Raw genomic sequence first — 20966 nt, forward strand, 5'->3', positions numbered from 1 at the left:
CGCATCGGTCACTTCGTGGAGGCGCAGATCCTGCAGAGCCTGGGTGTGGATTACATCGACGAGTCCGAGGTGCTCACCCCGGCCGATTACGCCAACCACATCGACAAGTGGAAGTTCACGGTGCCGTTCGTCTGCGGTGCGACCAACCTGGGTGAGGCGCTGCGTCGCCTGACCGAGGGTGCGGCGATGATCCGTTCCAAGGGTGAGGCCGGCACCGGGGATGTCTCCAACGCCACCACCCACATGCGCAAGATCGGCGGCGAGATCCGCCGGCTGACCTCGATGAGTGAAGACGAGCTGTACGTGGCGGCCAAGGAGCTGCAGGCCCCGTATGACCTGGTGGCGGAGGTGGCTCGGGCCGGCAAGTTGCCGGTGACGATGTTCACCGCGGGCGGTATCGCCACCCCGGCGGATGCGGCGATGATGATGCAGCTCGGCGCCGAGGGTGTGTTCGTGGGTTCGGGCATCTTCAAGTCGGGTAACCCCGCGCAGCGTGCTGCCGCGATCGTGAAGGCCACCACGTTCTACGACGATCCTGATGTGTTGGCCAAGGTGTCGCGTGGTCTGGGTGAGGCCATGGTCGGCATCAATGTCGAGGACATCGCCCAGCCGCACCGCCTCGCTGAACGCGGCTGGTAAATACCTCATATGGCGATTGAAGAGATCCTCGATCTGGAGCAGCTCGAGGTCAACATCTATCGCGGCGGGGTCTTCAGCCCCGAGAGCGGCTTCCTGCAGCGCACCTTCGGCGGTCACGTGGCCGGCCAGTCGCTGGTTTCGGCGGTCCGCACGGTGGAGCCGACGTTCCAGGTGCACTCCCTGCACGGCTACTTTCTGCGGCCGGGTGACGCCAGGGCACCGTCGGTGTACATCGTCGAGCGCATCCGCGACGGCGGCTCGTTCTGCACCCGTCGGGTCAGTGCGATCCAGCACGGCGAGACCATCTTCACGATGTCGGCGTCCTTTCAGACCGACCAGACCGGCATCGAGCATCAGGACGCGATGCCGGAGGCGCCCGGGCCCGATGATCTGCCTGGGTTCCGGTCCGGGGGAGCGTTCGACGACGCCGGCTTCGCGCAGTTTGCCGAATGGGACGTCCGTATCGTTCCGCGGGACCTGGTGACGCGGATTCCTGGCAAAGCCTCTCAGCAGCAGGTGTGGTTCCGCCACCGCGACCCGCTGCCCGACGATCATGTGCTGCACATCTGCGCGCTGGCCTACATGAGCGATCTGACGCTGCTGGGTTCGGCCCAGGTCAACCACCTCGACGTGCGCAAGCAGCTGATGGTGGCCTCGCTGGACCACGCCATGTGGTTCATGAGGCCGTTCCGTGCCGATGAATGGTTGCTCTACGACCAGTCCTCACCCTCGGCCTGCGGCGGGCGTTCGCTGACCCAGGGCAAGATCTTCAACCGCTACGGCGAGATGGTCGCCGCGGTGATGCAAGAGGGACTGACCCGCTTCCAGCGGAAATCCACCCCGGCGGAGGGCTCGTGACCCTCTGGGTCGGGGTGGGCTCGTGAGCCCCCGGGTCGGGGTGCTCGCGCTACAGGGCGACACTCGCGAGCATCTGGCTGCACTGCGTGCGGCCGGGGCCGAGGCCGGAACCGTGCGGCGGCTTTCCGAACTCGACGCGGTCGATGCCCTGGTGATCCCCGGCGGGGAATCCACGGCGATGAGCCACCTGCTGCGCGAATTCGAACTGCTCGAGCCGCTGCGGGCGCGGATCGCCGCGGGGTTGCCCTGTTACGGCTCCTGCGCCGGAATGATCCTGCTGGCCACCGAGATCAGGGACGCCGGCACCAGCGGGCGGGAGGCCGTTCCTCTGGCTGGCATCGATATGACGGTGCGGCGCAACGCCTTTGGTCGTCAGGTCGATTCCTTCGAGGGGGACATCGACTTCGAGGGGCTCGACACCGCGGTGCATGCGGTGTTCATCCGGGCGCCGTGGGTCGAGCGGGTTGGACCCGACGTCAAGGTGTTGGCCCGCGCCGCCGATCACATCGTGGCGGTGCGGCAGGGTTCGATGCTGGCGACGTCCTTTCACCCGGAGATGACCGGGGACCGTCGCATCCACAAACTGTTCGTCGATTCGCTCTGACCCCAGCAAACCCACGGCGGCCACATAGCTCAGTCATAGCCGGCGCCGACTTAATGGATGTGTGACGACGACGTTGGAGGATGCCTCCACCGAGCCTGCCCTCGAAGCCCCGCGAAGCACCCCGCGGATCGCTCGTGAGCGTCTGGCGCTGCCCGCTCTGCTGGCCGCGACGGCGCTGGCCTACCTGTGGAACATCACCGTCAACGGGATGGGCAACGACTTCTACGCGGCCTCGGCCTGGGCCGGCTCACTGAACTGGGAGGCACTCCTCTTCGGTTCACTGGATCCGGCCAACTTCATCACCGTGGACAAGCCTCCGGTGTCCCAATGGGTGATGGGCCTGTCCGGCCAGCTGTTCGGGTTCAGCAGCGCCAGCATGCTCATCCCGGAAGCGTTGATGGCCGTCGGCTCGGTTGCGCTGCTCTACGGGGCGGTCCGCCGGACCAGCGGCCCCCGCGCCGCGCTGCTGGCAGGTGCCGTGCTGGCGCTCATGCCGGTGACGGCGTTGATGTTCCGGTTCAACAATCCCGACGCGGTGATGGTCCTGTTGATGGCGGCCGCAGCCTACTGTGCGGTGCGGGCACTGGAGCACCACCGCGGACGCGAGGAGCAAAACCGGTACGGCGCCCGCTGGATGGCGCTCGCCGGTGTCGCGCTCGGGTTCGCGTTCCTGGCCAAGATGCTCGAAGGCCTGATGGTCATGCCTGCCATCGGGCTGGTCTACCTGATCGCCGCGCCGGTAGCGCTGCGTCGCCGGCTGCTCCACCTGCTGGGCTCGCTACTCGCGTTCCTTGCGTCATCGGGCTGGTTCGTGCTGCTGACCCTGATGTGGCCGTCCTCTTCGCGGCCGTACCTCGCGGGATCCACCGACAACAACTTCATGAATCTGGTGTTGGGCTACAACGGGTTCGGCCGGGTTCTCGGTCACAACCGCTACGGCACGCACGTCGACGTCGACCCGGTGGCCCCCGCAGGCCGGCATCACGGTGGCTTCGGCGGATTCGGCAACCAGACTCAGGGGCTGCCGCGATTGTTCACCGGTGAGTTCGGTTTCGAGATCGGCTGGCTGGTGCCTGCTGCCCTGCTGGCGGTGGTGCTGGTGCTGGTGTCACGGGGTCGCGCACCGCGCACCGACATCGTGCGGGCCGGGGCGATCCTGTTCGGCACCTGGCTGGTGATCGACGGCCTGGTGCTGAGCTTCATGAAGACCAACGTGCACCCGTACTACTGTCTGTCCCTGGCGCCCGCGGTCGCGGCGATGTTCGCGATCGGTGTCCACGAAATGTGGCGCCGGCGCGATGACCGGCTGGGCCAGGTCGGTTTGGCCACCATGCTTCTGGGTGCCGGGGTGTGGAGCTTCTGGATCCTGGCCCGCAACGCTTCCTGGCTGCCGCCGCTGCGGTGGACGATCTTGGTGGTGGCCGTGGCGGCCACCACGGTCCTGCTCTGGGCGCTGCGCGCTGGGTACCGCGCCGTGGCGATCATCGCGCTCGCGGTCGCACTGGCCGGTGGACTGGCCGGAACGACGGCCTATACCGTGGCCACCCTGGGACAGCCGCACACCGGAGGCGGCCCGAGCGTCGGACCCCCGGATCCCGACGACGGCCACGGACACGGTTGGTATTCCGACAACCCCGAGGTGAACGCGATGCTGCGGGCCACCACCACCAAGTGGTCGGCAGCCATCAACCGGTCTGGGGCTGCGGCCGGCCTGGAATTGTCCACTGACACAGCGGTCATGGCGATCGGTGGCTTCACCGGAAGTGATCCGGTGCCGACGCTTCAGCAGTTCCAGACCTATGTCGCCGACCGGCAGATCACCTACTACATCCTTGCGGAGCCCAAGGATCCCAAGTCGAACGGCGCCGGCCTCGGTGGGTTGTTCGGCAACAACTCGCACACCGACATTTCCGACTGGGTGAAGGCGAACTTCATCTCGACCAAGGTGGGCTCGGACACGGTGTACGACTTGAGCGCGCCGCTCAGGAAATAGGTGTCGCGCACAGGGATTCCGAAACCTCCCAGAGTCTTTCGGCCCGGTCCGGATCGGTGGCATAGGGTTCGGCATCGGTGCGCTCTGCGCAGTCAGCCAGGTACAGCCCGCCACGGCCGTCGAGGTCGGCGCTGGCGGCCGCCCAGACCTGGGTGGCCGCACCCTGCTCGGGCGTGGACACCTCGATGGCACGCGAGCGGGTCTGTCCGCTGACCGCGATGACATCTTCCCGCGACATGTGCCGGGCCAGGTTGGTGGCGACCATTCCCGGGTGCACGGCGAACGCGCGGATTCCCCGACCGCGAAGCCGTTGGTCGAGCGCGACGGCATGCAGGATGTTGGCGGTCTTGGCTGCGCCGTACGCGGCGAACTTGTCGTAATCGCGGCGCTCCCAGTTGGGATCATCCAGATCGACGTCATCGAGTCGATGGCCCTCGGAGGAGAGATTGACGATGCGGGTGCCCTCGACGAACTGTGGCCGCAATAGGTTTGTCAGCGCGAAGTGGCCCAGATGGTTTGTCCCGAACTGTGTTTCGAAGCCATCCTGGGTACGGCCGAACGGGGTGAACATCACCCCGGCGTTGTTCATCAGTACGTCGATCACCGGGGCGACCTCGGCGATCTGCGGTGCGGCCTGGCGAACACTGGTCAGGGAGGCGAGATCGATGACGACGCCGGACAGGTGCGCCGCGGGCATTTCGGTGAGGATGCGGTCACGGATGTTGGACAGTGCGTCGGCGTTGCGGGACGCCAACACCACGTGTGCTCCGGCCGAAGCCAGGGCGCGGGCGGACTCACGGCCCAGTCCGGAGGTGGCCCCGGTGATCACGATGGTCTTCCCACGCATGCTCATCGGTGCTCGCCCTCGACGATCACGCCCGCCGCCTTCTCCATCGGTTTGATGACGGAGGTGAAGTCGGATTCGGCACCTTCGGTGTTCAGCGTCTGCTCCCAGATCCGTTGCACGGTCGCGGCCATCTCGACCGGCAGGCCCAGGGAGGCAGCCTCATCCAGGTACAGTCCCACGTCCTTGGCCATCAAGCCGGTGGCGAACCCGTAGTCGAAGGTGCGGGGGAGTACCGCGCGCGGAAATTTGTCCCGGCTGGCGTGTGTCCCGCCAGACCCGGCATTGAGCACGTCGATCATCACGTCGGCGCTGAGTCCGGCCTTGACGCCCATCACCATCACCTCGGCGGTCGCGGCCAGGGTGGTGGCAGCCATCAGGTTGTTGATCAGCTTCATGGTTTGTGCGGCGCCGGGCTGTTCGGAGACGAAGATCGCCCGGCCAAGTGCCTCGAAAACCGTGGCCAGCGCATCGAATTCGGCGGGCGGACCGGACACCATCACCGCCAGGGTGCCGGCCCGGGCGCCGTGCATCCCGCCGCTGACCGGGCTGTCCAGCGCGGCAATGCCTTGTGCGGCCAGAACGGCGTGATTGCGTTGCGCCGCCTCGCCTCCCACCGTGGACAGGTCCACGAAGCGCTTGACAAGGGACCCGGCCGCGACGTCGGTCACCACGGCCTCGGAGATCTGCGGGGTGGGCAGACTGGCCAATATCGTCTCGGTGCGGTCCGCCACCTCGCGCACCGAAGTGGCCGGCTGGGCGCCCAGCGCGGTCGCCTTGGCGAGCACGTCCTTGCGGACATCGAAGGCCACCACCGGAAATCCCGCCGTCAGCAGCCGATTCATCATGGGCCACCCCATGTTGCCCAGTCCGATGAAACCGATCTCGGGATTCACGCACGCTCCTCGTCGAGGTCGGCGAACACGGCGCGGGCCAACCGGAAGCTGTCGACCGCGGCCGGGATGCCCGCGTAGATGCCGACCTGCAGGAAGATCTCGCAGATCTCCTCGCGGGTGACACCGTTGGTGAGCGCGCCGCGGATGTGCGTGCTCAACTCGTTCGGCCGGTTGAGTACCGCGATCATCGCCAGGTTCAGCATGCTGCGGGTCTTCAGTTCCAGGCCCTCACGACCCCACACCGCACCCCAACAGTATTCGGTGACCAGGTCCTGCAGCGGCTTGGAGAATGCGTCGACGTTTCCGGCCGCCTTGCGGACATACTCCTCACCGAGGACCGCTGTGCGGATCGCCAATCCCTTGTCGTACGTGTCTTGATCCATTGCGTGCCTTTCAGTAGTTCGAGCAGTAGCTCGGGCAGATCACAGGGCCACCACAACCGTCTTGGTGGCTGTCACGGCATCGAGTGCCTCGTAACCTTTTTCGCGGCCGTATCCGGACTTCTTGAAGCCACCGAACGGCAGCTCGACGCCGCCACCGGCGCCGTACGTGTTGACGTACACCTGCCCGGCGACCACCTCGGCGGCCAGTCGGTGCGCCCGGGACAGATCTCGCGTCCACAGTGCTGCCAGCAAGGCGTACTCGGTTCCGTTGGCCAGCGCGACCGCCTCCTGCTCGTCGTGAAAGCTGTTGACGGTCAGTGCCGGGCCGAAGATCTCCTGCTGGGCGATGGGCGATGGGCGAGGCCGGGTCGACGGCGTCGATCACCGTAGGGGCAAAGTAGGCGCCGTCGCCGAGTTCCTGCTCGTGCGGGGGTGCACCGCCGCAAAGGATTTCACCGGTGGTGTTGCCCGACACCAGAACGGTCACCCGCTGCTGCTGCCGGTGGGAGATCAGCGGACCCAGATCGCGATCGGCGATCCCGGGTCCCATGCTGACCTGCCGGAACCGGTCGAGAACCAGCTCCAGGAGCTCGTCGTGGATTCCTTCATCGACGAGCAATCGCGATCCGGCCGAACAGGTTTGCCCGGCATTCTGCAGGATCGCCTTGGTGATGAAGTCGGCTGCGCGGGGCAGATCGGCGTCGGCGAAAACAATCTGCGGCGATTTCCCACCGAGTTCCAGCACCACCGGAACCACCCGATCTGCGGCGGCCAGCGCGGCACCGGCTTCGGCTCCGATCCCGGTGACCACGTTGACGATCCCGGCAGGCAATCCCACCTCAACGGCGAGTCGGGCGAACTCGACTGCGGTGCGGGGTGTTTCATCGGCCGGCTTGACCACCACGGTGTTGCCTGTGGCGATCGCCGGTGCCACCGCCCGGGCGAGCAGCTGAATGGGGTAGTTCCAGGCGATGATGTGACCCGTCACGCCCAACGGCTCGCGCCGGGTGTAGACGTGCAGGTCCTCGGTCAGCGGGATGGTCTGGCCGTGGTAGCTGTCGATGGCGTGGCCGTAGAACCGGAAATATCGTGCGGCCACGGTGATGTCGGTTCGGGCCTGGCTCAGCGGCTTGCCAGTGTCCTCACATTCCAGCAGCGCCAGCCTTTCCCTGTGGCCGTCGATGACATCGGCGATCGCGACGAGCGCTTCGCAGCGGTGCGCGGGCGCGGTCTTGCGCCACCCGACGAATGCCCGCCGCGCAGCGGTGACCGCCCGGTCGATCTCGTCGGGACCGCCGCGTGCCACTGCGCCGATCGACCGTCCCGTGGCGGGATCGATGTTGTCGTACTGCTGAGCCGAGGGCACCGACGTGCCGTCGATGAATGATTCGGTCATCGCGGGCGCGCCCCGTCGAGGAACAGTCGCACCAAGGTCCGCATACGTTTGTCCAGGTCGTCAGGATCCCAGGACACACCCCAGAGTGCGCCGGTGGCGGGGCCGCCGACGACCATGCTCAAGAACGCGCCCCCGACCACCGCGGGATCGTCGATCTCGATGATTCCGGCCTCGGCGTGGCGGGCGAGGACCTCGGCGATGAACGTCAGCGCCGGCACGGTGCCCTGTTCGTACACGAGCCGGAACAGCCGGGGGAAGCGGTTGCCCTCCGCGTAGAGGATGCGCTGCAGTGCGATACCGGCCGGACTGGTGATGCCGGCCAACCGAATCCGGCCGATGGCGAGCAGGGTTTCCTCCAGGTCGTCGGTCTCGGTCGCGCGCAGCGTCTCGATGGGCACCAGCCACCGGTCCACCGCACGTTGCACGGAGGCTTCGAACAGGGCGGCCTTGTCGGGGTAGAGGCCATAGATGGTGCGCTTGGCCATACCGGCTGCTGCCGCGATGCTCTCGACCGTGGACCGCTCGAATCCGTTGTCCAGGAAGACTTCCAGAGCGCAGTCGAGCAGTTCACGGTGCCGCTGCTCGGCCTGTTCCCGGGTCGGCCGGCCCGCGCGCGGCCTTGACGAACTCTGGGGCATGAGCGCATAGTAGCATTAATGAAACGCACTAGGTGCTATTAATTTGATTTCTTTCAGGAGCCACCTATGACCGCAGTCGACCAACTCCTCGCCCTGCAGACCGCGCCGGATCGCTACGACGTCGCGCCCGCCGAGGTGCAGGGGCTGCAGATTGAAGCCGTCAACGAGCGCTTCGCCGCGCGCGTCGACCAGATCCCGTTGCTGCGCAATCGCGCTCAATCCGCCCAGATCGACAACGTGGCCGAGCGCACGGATCTGGTACAACTGCTGTTCGCGCATGGCGCCTACAAGAGTTACGCGCAGAGTTGGCTGACCGGCGGCCGGTGGGACCGGATGGCCAAGTGGGTGGGCACGGTCTCCGCCTGCGATCCGTCCGGTGTGGATGTCGACGGGGTGGCCGGGCTCGACGACTTCGTCGCCAGGATGGAGTCGGTGGGCTGCTACCTGAGCTGCTCCAGTGGAACCACCGGCAAACCCGCCATGATCGCCAGCGCGGCATCGGACATGGCGACTGCCTCGCAGGGCAACGTCACCGGGTTGACCTGGGCCACCGGCATCCCCGCCGACGGTAGCCGCAAGCTGTTCGGGCTTGGACCGCGTACCAAGGTCGAGCGCAACGAGCGCACCCGGATCGCGTTGGTCGAGGCGTTTTCCACCGAGGCCGACAGCTACCAGCTGCCAATCGAGCCCATCTCGGTCGGCTCGATCATGGAGATGATCGAGCTGCGGCAGCGCATCGCCGACGGCACGGCCAGCCCTTCGGAGATCACCGCCTTCGAGGCGACCAGCTCCGCGCGGCAGAGCGCGATGGACAACGCGATCGCCGACGCGGTCGATGAGCTGATCGCCAGTCGTGACCGGCAACTGCTGCTGACCTCGATGTTCGCCTCGCTCTACCAAGTGGCCCAAGGTGTGCGGGCAAAAGGCTTCTCCGGTAAAGACTTCCGCGACGACACCGCACTGCTGGTGGCCGGTGGACTCAAAGGTTCCGCGCTGCCGCCGGACTATCGCGAGTACATCTTCGACACCTTCAACATCGCCGACGAGCGGGTGTTCCACTTCTACTCGATGCAGGAACTGAACACCCCGTTCCCGAAGTGCCGGGCCGGCCGGTATCACGTCCCGCCGTGGGTGCTGCTGCTTCCGCTCGACGAACCCGGCGAAAATATCGTCGACACCTCCTCGGGGCGAGTGCTGGCGCGTGGGGCGTTCTTCGACCTGTCGCTGGACGGCCGCTGGGGTGGGATCATCTCCGGTGACCGCATCGATGCCGACTTCGGGGTGTGCGAATGCGGCCATCAGGGGCCGACGATCGGCCCGGACATCACCCGTTACGCCGATCTCGGCGGGGACAAGATCACCTGCTCGGGCACCATCGACGCCTACGTGCGGGGTGAGGCATGAGCGCCGCGATCGCCCTGTCGGCCCCGTTCGTGATCCGCGGGCAGTTGGTCGAGGGAGAAGGCGCACAGCACAGCTCCCGAGACCTCGGCGTCGACTTCGCCACGCCTGCAATCGAACTGGACGCGCTGGTGACCCCGCGATCGGAGATGCCACCACTGCTGAACGTGCCGCTGGCCGAGATCATCGATTTCCTGGTCGAAACCGGCGAACGGTTGGCGCTGGACCGCAATGCGCACATGCAGCGCTGCCTGGACCTGGTGGCCGAGACCAACCCGCTACCGCGCCGGGTGGTGGAGAACCTCTACCGCAGCGCACCGGCGCTGCTGCGGCGCGAGAGTCTGTGGGCCCAGGTGACGTCGAACTTCGCCGATCCGGCTGCGCTCGACGGCTGGGTGAGCCGCACCGACGCGACGGGCAATGCCGGTGCGATCCGGGCGTTCCCGCCGCGGATGGTGCACATGCTGGCCGGCAACGCCCCGGCCGGTTGCATCGCCTCGATTGCCCAGAGTGCGTTGGTCAAGGGCATCAGCTTGTTGAAGATGCCGTCCTCGGACCCGTTCACCACGGTGGCGGTATTACGCACCATGGCCGAGATTGATCCGAAACACCCAGTGGTGCAATCAATGTCGGCGGTGTACTGGGCCGGCGGTGACGAGGCGATCGAGCGGACGATCTACCGGCCGCAGTACTTCGACAAGATCGTGGCCTGGGGCGGCGGCCCGGCCATCAGCAACGTCATCAAGTACCTCGGGCCTGGGATCCAGCTGGTGTCGTTCGACCCCAAGAGCTCGATCTCGATGATCGGGCGCGAGGTGTTCGCTTCCGACGAGGTGCTCGCCGACGTGGCAGAGCGGGTAGCCGCCGACACCTGCGTGTTCAACCAGGAGGCCTGCCTGGCAAGCCGATTCGTCTTCCTGGAGGCCACCGACCGGGCCCAGGCTCAGCGGTTCTGCGCTGAGTTGCTGCCGCGCCTGGGCGTCGACCGGCTGTTCGGATCGGCCATCGCGCCGCTCCCGCCCAGCGACATCCGCGACGAGGTCGAGGTGATGGGCGCCATGGGCGATGAGCTTCAGGTGTTCGGCCGCTTCGACGGCCGCGGCGTGGTGCTGCTGTCGGATGCCCCGGTGGATTTCCATCCGTCCAACAAGACCTCCAATGTCGTCATGGTGGACTCCCTCGACGACGCGGTTCGCCATGTCAACGTCGCGACCCAGACCATCGGCGTCTACCCGTTCGACCGCAAGGCTCAGCTGCGCGACGCGTTGGCCAGTGCCGGCGGCCAGCGGCTGTGCCGGGTGGGCACCGCCAACGGTCACGTCGAGGGCGGCCCGCACGACGCGATGTACCCGTTGGCCCGTCTGGTGCACTGGATGGGTGATGACGACATCCTCGTTGCGGACGCGAATGCGGCGCTGCCGTTAGGGGCCGGATAACGCCCGTGCATCGGCGTACGCTGCCTGCATGTCTGCGTCGTCGCCAGCGTCCGTCCGGCGCAGACCGGGTGTCGCCGAGTCGGTGATCAGTTGGGCCGCATGGGCCGTCGTCGGCCTGCTTGCCATGTTGCTGGCGTTCGCCGCGATCTTTCCGTTGGGCTTCAGTGGGGCGTTTCCCGAACAGGCCGACGACGCTGGGACCGTGGCCGGATGGGCGGTGCTGACGCTCGCGCTGGTCGTCCTCGCGCCGATCGGCATGGCGATCGGGCATTGGCGGCATTGGCACATCTGGTACTGGCCGGTGCTGTGCGGTGCCGTGGCGGGCATAACGTTCGCCTCGTTTCAGGCCCTGTAGACGTCGTATCGAGCGTGGCAGGACCGGCCACGTAAACTGGAGGGCCGGAGTTTTAACCGGAAAAGGGGCGTACCTGTATGAGCGGCCATTCCAAGTGGGCCACCACCAAGCACAAGAAGGCCGTTGTCGATGCCAAGCGCGGCAAGATGTTCGCCAAGCTGATCAAGAACATCGAGGTCGCGGCGCGTGTCGGCGGGGGAGACCCGGCCGGTAACCCCACCCTCTACGACGCCATCCAGAAGGCCAAGAAGAGCTCGGTGCCCAACGACAACATCGAGCGCGCCCGCAAGCGCGGCGGTGGTGAAGAGGCCGGCGGCGCCGACTGGCAGAACATCACCTACGAGGGATACGGCCCCAACGGTGTCGCGGTGCTCATCGAATGCCTGACCGACAACCGCAACCGCGCCGCCGGTGAAGTCCGGGTCGCGATGACCCGCAACGGCGGCAACATGGCCGACCCGGGCTCGGTCGCCTACCTGTTCTCCCGGAAGGGCGTGGTGACGCTCGAGAAGAACGGTCTGACCGAGGACGACGTGCTGCTGGCAGTCCTGGAAGCCGGCGCCGAAGAGGTCAACGACCTCGGCGACTCCTTCGAGGTCATCTCCGAGCCCACCGACCTGGTTGCGGTGCGCACCGCGCTGCAGGACGCCGGCATCGACTACGACTCGGCCGAGGCCAGCTTCCAGCCGTCGGTGAGTGTGCCGGTCGACCTGGAGGGCGCCCGGAAGGTGTTCAAGCTCGTCGATGCGCTGGAGGACAGCGACGACGTGCAAGACGTGTACACAAACATCGACATCCCCGACGATGTCGCTGCGCAGCTCGACGAGGAGTAGTGGGGAGCATCCTCGACCCTGAGGGTGCGAAATGGACGGTACGCCGGCGTTGCTTGCCGTGGCGTCCGCGCCGAAAGATGCCCGACGACTGGGGTTTTGGCGACGCGTCCTTCGGCAACGGGGACGACATCATCAGCATCGTGCTGAACATCGCCCTGGTAGTGCTTTTGCTCGCCGTGGATCATCGTGGTCCGCCGTGACCACAAGCTCGTCGGCGAGGAAGCGGCGCGTGGTTGGGAGGCGACCAGCGCCCGCATCGCTCAGATCAAGTCGTTCATCGTGTCGGGTGCAGCGCTGCGTCGATAGGCGTCTCGCCCGAGATCACCTCGAAGGTCCGCCCAGCGGTCTCGGGCTCGTGCAATACCGCAAGCAGCACCAGCGCGACGTCCTCGCGCGGAATGCTTCCCCGGCCGGTTGATTCGCGGACCGTCACCTTTCCGGTGCCCGGTTCATCGGTGAGTCCGCCCGGGCGCACAATCGTGGTGCGCAATCCGGTGCGTGCCCGCACATCGGCGTCGGCCTCGGACTTGGCGCGTATGTAGGCCAGGAACACCTCGTCGTAGTTGGTATCCAGCGACCGGTCGTCGGCGGCGAGCGCCGACACCATCACGTAGCGGCCGACGCCCGCGGCCTCGGCGGCGTCGGCCAGCAGAATCGCGGCGTCGCGGTCCACGGTCTGCTTGCGGCTCGCCCCGCTGCCCGGCCCGGCTCCGGCCGCGAACACGACGGCGTCGGCGTCGCGTACCGCGTCGGCGACCTCGTGCACCGACGCCTGCTCCAGATCGAGCACGACGGCCTCGGCTCCGGCGGCCTGCAGGTCGGCCGCCTGAGCCGGATCGCGGATGAGGCCGGCTACCTCATCGCCGCGTTCGGACAACAACTGCTCAAGGATCAGGGCGATCTTGCCGTGGCCACCGGCTATCACTACGCGCATGGTTTCGACCCTACGGATGTGAGCGTGTCCCTGCCGCAGGCTGTCGCCGGCTCGCGCTAGGCTCTCGAACAGATGTTCTGACGAAGGGGTTCGTGTGCGGGTGATGGGAGTGGATCCCGGGTTGACGCGCTGCGGCCTGTCGGTGGTCGAGAGTGGCAAGGGCCGGCAGGTCACCGCGCTGGATGTGGACGTGGTCCGCACCCCGGCCGATGCACCGCTGCAGAAGCGGCTGCTGGAGATCAGCGATGTGGCCGAGTACTGGATGGACACCCACCGGCCAGATGTGATCGCGATAGAGCGGGTCTTCGCTCAACAGAATGTTTCCACCGTGATGGGCACCGCCCAGGCGGGCGGAGTGATCGCGCTGGCCGCCGCCCGGCGGGACATCGAGGTGCACTTTCACACCCCCTCGGAGGTCAAGGCGGCGGTCACCGGGAACGGCCGCGCCGACAAGGCGCAGGTCACCGAGATGATCACCAGAATCCTTGCGCTGCAGGCCAAGCCGACTCCGGCAGACGCCGCCGACGCGCTGGCCCTCGCCATCTGCCACTGCTGGCGCGCCCCGATGATCGAGCGCATGGCTGCCGCCGAGGCGATGGCCGCCGAACAGCGCCGCAAGTACCAGGCCAAGCTGAAATCCACCGCGAAGGCGGCCCGGGCATGATCGCGTCGGTTCGCGGTGAGGTCATCGACATCGCCCTCGACCATGCAGTGATCGAGGCCGCCGGCGTCGGCTACAAGGTGATGGCGACCCCGTCGACCCTGGCCAACCTGCGCCGTGGCACCGAATCACGGCTGATCACCGCGATGATCGTGCGTGAGGATTCGATGACGCTCTACGGATTCGCAGACGGGGAGGCCCGTGACCTGTTCCTCACCCTGCTGGGGGTGTCCGGCGTTGGCCCCAAGATCGCCCTGGCGACGCTGGCGGTCTACGACCCGCAGCACCTGCGTCAGGCCCTGGCCGACAGCGACGTGACGGCCTTGACTCGGGTTCCGGGCATCGGTAAACGCGGAGCCGAGCGGATGGTGCTCGAACTGCGCGACAAGATCGGGCCGGTCACCCCCGGGGCGATCGGCGGGAGCACCGGTCACGCGGTGCGCGCCCCGGTGGTGGAAGCCCTTGTCGGACTTGGCTTTGCAGCCAAACAGGCCGAGGAGGCCACCGACAAGGTTCTGGCCAACGATCCGGAGGCGACGACGGCTTCCGCGCTGCGGGCAGCGCTGTCCATGTTGGGTAAGAAGTAATGGGCCGATTCGACGATGACGAGGAACCCGACGAGCGGGAGGTCTCACCGGCGCTGACGGTCGGTGAGGGTGATGTCGACGCCAGCCTGCGCCCGCGCTCGCTGGGGGAGTTCATCGGTCAGCCGCGGGTGCGCGAGCAGCTGTCGCTGGTTCTCGAAGGCGCCAAGAATCGCGGTGGCACACCGGATCACATCCTGTTGTCCGGCCCGCCTGGGCTGGGCAAGACCTCACTCGCGATGATCATCGCGGCCGAGCTCGGCTCCTCACTACGGCTCACCTCGGGTCCCGCCCTGGAGCGGGCCGGTGACCTGGCTGCGATGTTGTCCAACCTCGTCGAGCACGACGTGCTGTTCATCGACGAGATCCACCGCATTGCCCGGCCTGCCGAGGAGATGCTGTACCTGGCGATGGAGGACTTCCGCGTCGACGTGGTGGTCGGGAAAGGCCCTGGTGCCACGTCGATCCCGCTCGAGGTCGCGCCATTCACTCTGGTGGGGGCGACCACCCGGTCCGGGGCGCTGACCGGCCCACTGCGGGACCGGTTCGGGTTCACCGCGCACATGGACTTCTACGAACCTGTCGAACTCGAGCGGGTGCTGGCCCGGTCGGCCGGCATCCTGGGCATCGATTTGGGCAGTGAGGCCGGTACCGAGATCGCCCGACGCTCCCGTGGCACGCCCCGTATCGCCAACCGGCTGCTACGCCGGGTCCGGGACTACGCCGAGGTGCGCGCCGACGGGGTGATCACCTGCGATATCGCCAAGGCCGCGTTGGAGGTCTACGACGTCGACGAGCTCGGCCTGGATCGCCTGGACCGCGCCGTCCTGTCGGCGCTCACCCGCAGTTTCGGTGGCGGTCCGGTCGGGGTGTCGACGTTGGCAGTGGCCGTGGGGGAGGAAGCCACCACGGTCGAAGAAGTCTGCGAGCCCTTCCTGGTGCGCGCCGGCATGGTGGCCCGCACCCCACGAGGCCGGGTGGCCACTCCGCTGGCGTGGACGCATCTGGGCATGCAACCGCCGATTACGGGACTGGGGCAGACCGGGCTGTTTGAATAGGCGGCATGGTCGACGTCGGTTGGGTGTCCGTAGCAGGTTTGGTGTTCGCCGCGCTCGCCGCGGCCCTGCATGTCTACATCTTCGTGATGGAGTCGTTGACGTGGACTTCGCCGCGAACCCGCGCCACCTTCGGGATCAGTGCGGAAGAGGCCCAGGCCACCAAGGAGCTGGCCTTCAACCAGGGCTTCTACAACCTGTTCCTGGCGATCGTCACTGTCGTCGGTATCGTCGCGATTGGCCTGGGACACAACGCGGTTGGGTCCGCACTGGTGTTGGCCGGAGTCGGCTCGATGCTGGCCGCCGCCGCGGTGCTGTTGACCAGCTCGCCGGACAAGGCTCGCGCCGCGATCACCCAAGGTGCCTTCCCGCTGATCGCTGTCGTGTTGCTCGCGATCGGCCTGCTCTAGGCCGCGGATCTGTTGAACACCACGTGAATTTCGCGGGTGAGTCCTCGGATTCCGCCGGGTAAGGGTGGCGCGGTTGAACGGTAGACGGCGCCGGTCGGAGTGATGTGTTCGGTGCAGTGGCGACCGAATTCGTCGACGGACGCCACTACCCGCCAGCCCGGTGTTTCCTTGACGTAGTTGCAACGTTCGCACAGGCCTTCGCCGTTGGCGGCGCTGGTGGGACCGTGCTGGTGGTGCGGGGTGACGTGGTCGATGTGGCGGATGGGGGCGTTGCAGTAGGGGGTGCGGCAGATTTCGTCGCGCAAGGCGATGAATTGGGCGAGGCCTTTGGGAAAGCGTCGTGATCGAGATTCCATGGCGACGAGGGCGCCGGTGTCGGGCGCGGCGTACAGCCGTCGCAGGGTGGCCCATGAGTTGTCGTTGGCGACGGCATTGCTGATCAGGCGGCGCGCCATGGCGGCGGGGATGGGTCCGTAATTCTCCAGGTGTGCGGGCTGGGCGGCGCCGCCGAACAGGGTGTCGTCGGACAGTACGAGGTTGACTGCGGCGGGGACTGCTGTGGCGACGTCTCGGCCGGTGATGCGGGCGGTCAGGGTGTCGGCCATGGCTTGGCCGCGGTTGCGGCCGTCGGTGCAGCGGTCGGCTGATCGGGAGAGTGTGGCTTGGACGGCGGCGCCGTCGGTGGCGGGTAGGAGTGCGGTGACGCGGGTCATGTTGTCGGGGGCGGGGCGGAAGGTGACGTTGCGGTCTTCGGGGGCGCGGGTGACGCGGTCGATGACGGCTTGTGGGTCGAGTTGGTAGGCAATGCTTTTGGCGTCCGCGCTGAGCCGGGTATCGCCGAGGCCGATCAGGGTGGTGGCGTTTTCGCAGAGTTGTTGATCGAGGCGGCGTCGATCGGCGGGGCAGAGGCAGGCGGCCTCACGCACGATCAGGTGGGCGCGCCATTCGGTGAGCACCCCGGTTTCCAGGGCGGCCAGGGTGTAGGGCAGATCGTGGACCAGGATGCGCGCGTCGGCGAGGTGGTGGCTGCCGCGGTTGGGGGAGCCCAAACGGGCCAATCCGATTTCCGAACCCAACCCGCGGCCGCGCCGCAAGGCAGGCACGCCCCTGGCTGCTTCGGCGGTGCGGCGGGCGATTTCCAGGGCGGCGGTGGCGCGGGCTTGGCCGGCTGCGGCCGCCGACTTGAGTCGTTCGAGTTCGGCGATGCGGTCCCGCAGTGCTGCCTCGTCGGCATCGGGATCGACGTTCGCGAACTCTTCGAACATGTGTGCGATGCTACGTCACGTGGGTGACAACCCGCGGAGAATGCGTCTAGCTGCGGTTTTCCACCCACCCGGCCAGTGCCGCCAGCGCCATCTGGGCGCTGGGGACGTGGTTGACTCGCGCATCGCCACGCAGAAACTGATTGGCCGCGGTCCTTGATAAGGACCGCGGCCGCTCAGGGGGTTCTTCCCTTGTGGGGAAGCCGGTTACAGCAGTCCGAGCTGCTGCAGGTTGGTGATGTACTGCACGATGACGGGCGCTGTGACATGCGGGATGTCCTTGTCGGGCCCGATCTTGGCGTCCTGCACGGCCGCCCGGAACCGGTCGGTCGGCGCGGCTGCACCGAGCAACGGGTACGACGGCTGCTGGTAGTTGTGCAGCAGCGGCAGCAGCGAGGCCTGACGCTGCTTGTCCGGCAGGGCACGCAACGCGGTCTCGAAGCGCTGCAACCACTGCCCGTAGTCGTCGATGGGGTGCACCGGGTAGCCGGCCTCGATCAGCCAGTCGGTGAACTCGTCGAGTCCGAGGCCGTCGTCGTGCGGGTTCATCACGTGGTAGGTCTCGAAACCTTCGGTCACGTGTACGCCCAGCGTCGAGATAGCCTCGGCGATGAACTCGACGGGCAAGCCGTCGTAGTGGGCACGTTGACGGTTTCCGTCAGCATCCAGTTCGTAGAACGATCCAGGTGCGATGCCGGTGGCCACCAGGCTCAGCATCAACCGGGTGAACATGTCGGGAAGGTTCAGCTGGCCCGAGTAGGTGGTGTCGGCCAGGATCATGTCGCAGCGGAACACCGAGACGGGCAGGCCGCACAGATCGTTGGCCTCGCGCAGCAGGACCTCGCCGGCCCACTTGCTGTTGCCATAGCCGTTGGCGTAGGAATCGTCGACCTGCCGGGTCGGGCTGATCACCCGGATGTCGGCATCCTCGACGAACTCGCCGGGCTTGATGCCTCCGGCCACGCCGATCGTCGAGACGTACACGAACGGCTTGATTTTCGTGGTGAGTGCGATACGGATCAGCTCGGCAGTACCCAGGGCATTCGCGTCGAACATCTGGCTGTAGGGCAGCACGTGGTTGACCAGTGCGGCCGGGTCGACGATCAGGTCGACATCGTCGGCCAGCCGCTGCCAGGTGTCGTGATCGAGACCCAGATCGGCCTCGCCCTTGTCGCCCGCGATCACTTCGAGGTGGTCGGCGGCCAATTCCTGGTAGTGGGCAAGCAGTTTCGGGTCGCCGCCGCTGTTAGGTCCAGCACTGTCGAAGGTGGCATCCAGGCGCGCACGTGCCTCGGCATCGCTCTTGGCGCGGACCAGGGCGATGACCTTGCCGTCGACCAGGTCCATGCGCTCCAGCCATTCCAGGGCCAGGTAGCGGCCGAGGAAGCCGGTGGCGCCGGTGAGCAGCACGGTGCGGACCTCGGCCGGAGCCTTGGGCAGCGACGGTGCGGCGGCCAGGGTGTCGGCGTCGAGGAACTTGTCCAGCGTCAGGTCGCGGGCATGCACCTCGGTGGCGTTACGTCCGTGCACCGACGCATAGGTCGGGCGCTTCGATCCGTGGCGCTGCGCCTCGATGTAGCCGGCGATGCCGGCCAGATCGGTGGCCGGGCTGACGATCACGCCGACCGGCACGTCCACGTCGAAGATCTCGTGCAACAGGTTGGAGAACGTCAACGCCGACAAGGAATCTCCACCCAGGTCGGTGAAGTGGGCATCGGGCGCCAGGTCGGTTGTCGCGGCACCCAGCAGTGCGCCGGCGGCGCGGCCGACGGTGTCGAGAACGGGGGCGTGAGCTCCGCTGCGCCTCAGCTCACTCAGCTCGTTGGCCTGGCCTTCGGCCAGTTCGGTGTACAGCTGCTCCAACCGATCGCCGTAGTGGCTCTTCAGATTCGGGCGGGCCAGCTTGCGGATACCGGTCAGCAGGCCGTTCTCCAGGCTGAAAGGTGTTGTCTCAACGAGGAAATCGCGAGGAACCTCGTACGACTGCAGGCCGGCGACACGGGCCGCGTCCTGGAGTGAATCGTTGATCGCCTGCTTGGATGCGGCGAGATCGGTGGGCACCACGACGGCCAGCAGGTAGGAGCGGGCGCTGTTGCCGTAGATGAAGATCTGGCGCACCAGTGGGCTGTCCCCGAAGACCGCCTCCAGCTTGGACACGGTGACGAACTCGCCCTGCGAAAGCTTGAGCACGTTGTTGCGCCGGTCGAGGTACTCGACGTGGTCCGGTCCGAGCTCGGCCACGATGTCACCGGTGCGGTAGTAGCCGTCCTCGTCGAACATCTCGGCGGTGATCTCGGGACGCTTGTAGTAGCCGGGGAACATCTGCTCGGACTTCACCAGCAACTCACCGCGCGGGTGGGGTTGGTCGGTGCGGAAGTAACCCAGATCCGGGACGTCGACGAGCTTGTAGTCGATCACCGGCGGGCGCTGGATGTGCCCGTCGACGAAGACCGAACCGGCCTCGGTCGAGCCGTATCCCTCCAGCAGGTGCATGTCGAGCAGGCGCTCGACCCAGGTCTTCATCTCCGGCGAGATCGGCGCGGAGCCGGTCATCGCGGAGACGAACCGTCCGCCCAGCAGGTGTTCACGGACCTCGGTGAGGACTGCGTCCTCGGATCCGGCTCCGGCACGGTCGACCCGGCTCTGATACTCCTGGAACAGCATGTCCCAGATCCGCGGCACGAAGCTGAGCTGCGTGGGCCGGACCAGGGTGAGATCGTCCAGGAAGGTGGACAGATCGCTGCGTGCGGCGAAGTATGCGGTGCCGCCCGAGCTCAGCGTGCCGATCAGGATGCCGCGGCCCATCACGTGGCTCATCGGCATGAAGTTCAGGGTGATCGCGGGCAGCACGGCCTGGTTCTCGTCCCAGGTGGCCTTCGAAACGAGCTGCCACATGTTGGCGACCTTGCTCTCCGGGTACATCGCGCCCTTGGGGGTGCCGGTGCTGCCGGAGGTGTAGATCAGCATGGTCAGCGGGTCGGGCTGGCCCGGGGTGTAGAGCGGTGCGTCGGCCAGCGAGCGTCCGCGGTCGAGCACGTCGGCCAATGGTTCGACGATCACGTCGGTACCCGCCAGTGCGGCCTTGGCCGCCTCGAAGCTCTCACGCTGAGCGTCCACCTGGGGCCGGTAGTCGAATACCACCAGGCGCCGCGGTGCGGGGCCCGACCGGACCAATTCGACTGCGTCGTCGAGGAAGTCGATGCTCGCCGCGATCACGGTCGGTTCCGTTTCGGCGACGATGGGACGCAGTGTGGTGACGGGGGCGCTGGTCTGCAGCGGCACCGAGACAGCGCCCAGTTCGATGAGGGCGGTGTCGATGGTGGTGTAGTCCACGCTGGTGAACCCGAGGATGGCGACGCGGTCGCCGGGCTTCACCGGATGGTTGTGCCAGGCGTTGGTCACGGCCTGAACGCGGTCTCCGAGCTGGCGGTAGGTGATGGTCTCGAACCGAGGCTGGAGTACCGCGGTGGTGCGGCCGGCGGCATCGGTGACAAGATCGACGGCGCGCTGCCCGAGCGCGGGGCGGTCGGCATACCCGGCGAATACCCCTTTGACGATGGCGGGCAGCCGCAGTTCCGGCTGGGCGAGGGCGGTGTTGACGGCGTCGCTGGGGCGGGCGTCGGCGAACTGCGTATCGGTGTCATACAGGTGTGCGATCCGGCGTTGGAGCCGGTCCTCGCGTGTTTCGGTGGTCATATCGGGTCCCCTGAGCAAATCAAAATAACTATGGTCGGCACGTTTGCCGCGCCTACTAATTACTACGTTAGTAAAACTAATTATATTT

The 20966-nt window shown here is 66.8% G+C and carries 21 protein-coding genes and 1 pseudogene; 13 read left to right on the forward strand and 9 right to left on the reverse strand.

Translation table 11 applies throughout. The features are described 5' to 3' along the window. The 4 genes from HBE63_RS08840 to HBE63_RS08855 form a co-directional block, all read left to right on the forward strand. Positions 1-639, forward strand: a 639-nt coding sequence (locus HBE63_RS08840; protein ID WP_243858576.1) for a pyridoxal 5'-phosphate synthase lyase subunit PdxS, incomplete at its 5' end; no start/stop codon positions are given. Positions 640-648: 9 nt separating this feature from the next. Then, positions 649-1497 carry an acyl-CoA thioesterase II gene (tesB, locus tag HBE63_RS08845; protein ID WP_166904415.1) on the forward strand — a complete coding sequence of 283 codons (849 nt, stop codon included), beginning with the start codon at positions 649-651 and terminating at the stop codon, positions 1495-1497. A gap of 22 nt (positions 1498-1519) precedes the next feature. After that, on the forward strand, positions 1520-2101 hold the full coding sequence (gene pdxT / locus HBE63_RS08850) for a pyridoxal 5'-phosphate synthase glutaminase subunit PdxT (RefSeq protein ID WP_166904416.1): 582 nt from the start codon (positions 1520-1522) through the stop codon (positions 2099-2101). A gap of 61 nt (positions 2102-2162) precedes the next feature. Further along, positions 2163-4094: a glycosyltransferase family 39 protein gene (locus tag HBE63_RS08855; RefSeq protein WP_166904417.1), complete on the forward strand. Its 1932-nt coding sequence runs from the start codon at positions 2163-2165 to the stop codon at positions 4092-4094. Here HBE63_RS08855 and HBE63_RS08860 read toward each other — a convergent pair. From HBE63_RS08860 to HBE63_RS08880, 6 genes and pseudogenes are all read right to left on the reverse strand, one after another. After that, positions 4084-4947: an SDR family NAD(P)-dependent oxidoreductase gene (locus tag HBE63_RS08860; RefSeq protein WP_166904418.1), complete on the reverse strand. Its 864-nt coding sequence runs from the start codon at positions 4945-4947 to the stop codon at positions 4084-4086. The two genes, HBE63_RS08855 and HBE63_RS08860, sit on opposite strands and share 11 nt — an antisense overlap. After that, complete coding sequence (locus HBE63_RS08865; RefSeq protein ID WP_166904419.1) at positions 4944-5834, reverse strand: NAD(P)-dependent oxidoreductase; 891 nt, start codon at positions 5832-5834, stop codon at positions 4944-4946. Before HBE63_RS08865 ends, HBE63_RS08860 begins: the two co-directional genes overlap by 4 nt. Continuing rightward, positions 5831-6217 (reverse strand): carboxymuconolactone decarboxylase family protein, encoded by a 387-nt coding sequence (locus tag HBE63_RS08870; RefSeq protein ID WP_166904420.1) that lies wholly within the window; start codon positions 6215-6217, stop codon positions 5831-5833. The genes HBE63_RS08865 and HBE63_RS08870 overlap by 4 nt, the downstream gene beginning before the upstream one ends. Positions 6218-6256: 39 nt before the next feature. After that, a complete protein-coding gene (locus tag HBE63_RS31340; protein ID WP_371815017.1) occupies positions 6257-6565 on the reverse strand; it encodes an aldehyde dehydrogenase family protein in 309 nt (102 codons plus the stop codon). A 58-nt stretch (positions 6566-6623) separates the two neighbouring features. Further along, positions 6624-7613: pseudogene (locus tag HBE63_RS08875) on the reverse strand (aldehyde dehydrogenase family protein); the annotation flags it as partial. After that, a complete protein-coding gene (locus HBE63_RS08880) occupies positions 7610-8251 on the reverse strand; it encodes a TetR/AcrR family transcriptional regulator (RefSeq protein ID WP_166904421.1) in 642 nt (213 codons plus the stop codon). The pseudogene HBE63_RS08875 and the gene HBE63_RS08880, both read right to left, overlap by 4 nt. A gap of 66 nt (positions 8252-8317) precedes the next feature. Between HBE63_RS08880 and HBE63_RS08885 the strand changes: the two genes are divergently transcribed. From HBE63_RS08885 to HBE63_RS08905, 5 genes are all read left to right on the forward strand, one after another. Continuing rightward, positions 8318-9655 (forward strand): hypothetical protein, encoded by a 1338-nt coding sequence (locus HBE63_RS08885; protein WP_166904422.1) that lies wholly within the window; start codon positions 8318-8320, stop codon positions 9653-9655. Beyond that, positions 9652-11088, forward strand: coding sequence for an acyl-CoA reductase (locus HBE63_RS08890; RefSeq protein ID WP_166904423.1), 1437 nt, complete (start codon positions 9652-9654; stop codon positions 11086-11088). Before HBE63_RS08885 ends, HBE63_RS08890 begins: the two co-directional genes overlap by 4 nt. 28 nt (positions 11089-11116) lie before the next feature. Beyond that, positions 11117-11443 carry a hypothetical protein gene (locus HBE63_RS08895; RefSeq protein ID WP_166904424.1) on the forward strand — a complete coding sequence of 109 codons (327 nt, stop codon included), beginning with the start codon at positions 11117-11119 and terminating at the stop codon, positions 11441-11443. Between the two features lie 77 nt (positions 11444-11520). Beyond that, positions 11521-12276, forward strand: a complete 756-nt coding sequence (locus HBE63_RS08900) for a YebC/PmpR family DNA-binding transcriptional regulator (protein WP_166904425.1) — start codon at positions 11521-11523, stop codon at positions 12274-12276. Next, complete coding sequence (locus HBE63_RS08905; RefSeq protein ID WP_166904426.1) at positions 12276-12476, forward strand: hypothetical protein; 201 nt, start codon at positions 12276-12278, stop codon at positions 12474-12476. The genes HBE63_RS08900 and HBE63_RS08905 overlap by 1 nt, the downstream gene beginning before the upstream one ends. 74 nt (positions 12477-12550) lie before the next feature. Here HBE63_RS08905 and HBE63_RS08910 read toward each other — a convergent pair whose 3' ends face one another. Beyond that, positions 12551-13210, reverse strand: a complete 660-nt coding sequence (locus tag HBE63_RS08910; protein ID WP_166904427.1) for an NAD(P)H-binding protein — start codon at positions 13208-13210, stop codon at positions 12551-12553. A gap of 94 nt (positions 13211-13304) precedes the next feature. Between HBE63_RS08910 and ruvC the strand changes: the two genes are divergently transcribed. Genes ruvC through HBE63_RS08930 form a run of 4 tightly spaced genes read left to right on the forward strand, consistent with a single transcriptional unit; the run spans position 13305 to position 15920 of the window. Next, positions 13305-13874, forward strand: a complete 570-nt coding sequence (gene ruvC / locus HBE63_RS08915; RefSeq protein WP_166904428.1) for a crossover junction endodeoxyribonuclease RuvC — start codon at positions 13305-13307, stop codon at positions 13872-13874. Beyond that, positions 13871-14458 carry a Holliday junction branch migration protein RuvA gene (gene ruvA, locus HBE63_RS08920; protein WP_166904429.1) on the forward strand — a complete coding sequence of 196 codons (588 nt, stop codon included), beginning with the start codon at positions 13871-13873 and terminating at the stop codon, positions 14456-14458. The genes ruvC and ruvA overlap by 4 nt, the downstream gene beginning before the upstream one ends. After that, positions 14458-15513 (forward strand): Holliday junction branch migration DNA helicase RuvB, encoded by a 1056-nt coding sequence (gene ruvB, locus HBE63_RS08925; protein ID WP_166904430.1) that lies wholly within the window; start codon positions 14458-14460, stop codon positions 15511-15513. Before ruvA ends, ruvB begins: the two co-directional genes overlap by 1 nt. Before the next feature lie 23 nt (positions 15514-15536). After that, positions 15537-15920, forward strand: a complete 384-nt coding sequence (locus tag HBE63_RS08930) for a DUF1304 domain-containing protein (protein ID WP_166909563.1) — start codon at positions 15537-15539, stop codon at positions 15918-15920. Here the strand turns inward: HBE63_RS08930 and HBE63_RS08935 are convergent. Continuing rightward, complete coding sequence (locus HBE63_RS08935; protein ID WP_166904431.1) at positions 15917-17185, reverse strand: DUF222 domain-containing protein; 1269 nt, start codon at positions 17183-17185, stop codon at positions 15917-15919. The two genes, HBE63_RS08930 and HBE63_RS08935, sit on opposite strands and share 4 nt — an antisense overlap. Before the next feature lie 204 nt (positions 17186-17389). Beyond that, positions 17390-20878 (reverse strand): carboxylic acid reductase, encoded by a 3489-nt coding sequence (gene car / locus HBE63_RS08940; protein WP_166904432.1) that lies wholly within the window; start codon positions 20876-20878, stop codon positions 17390-17392. Positions 20879-20966: the final 88 nt, after the last annotated feature.

Origin of the sequence: Mycobacterium sp. DL440, assembly GCF_011745145.1 — a bacterium.
Taxonomy (GTDB): Bacteria; Actinomycetota; Actinomycetes; order Mycobacteriales; family Mycobacteriaceae; genus Mycobacterium.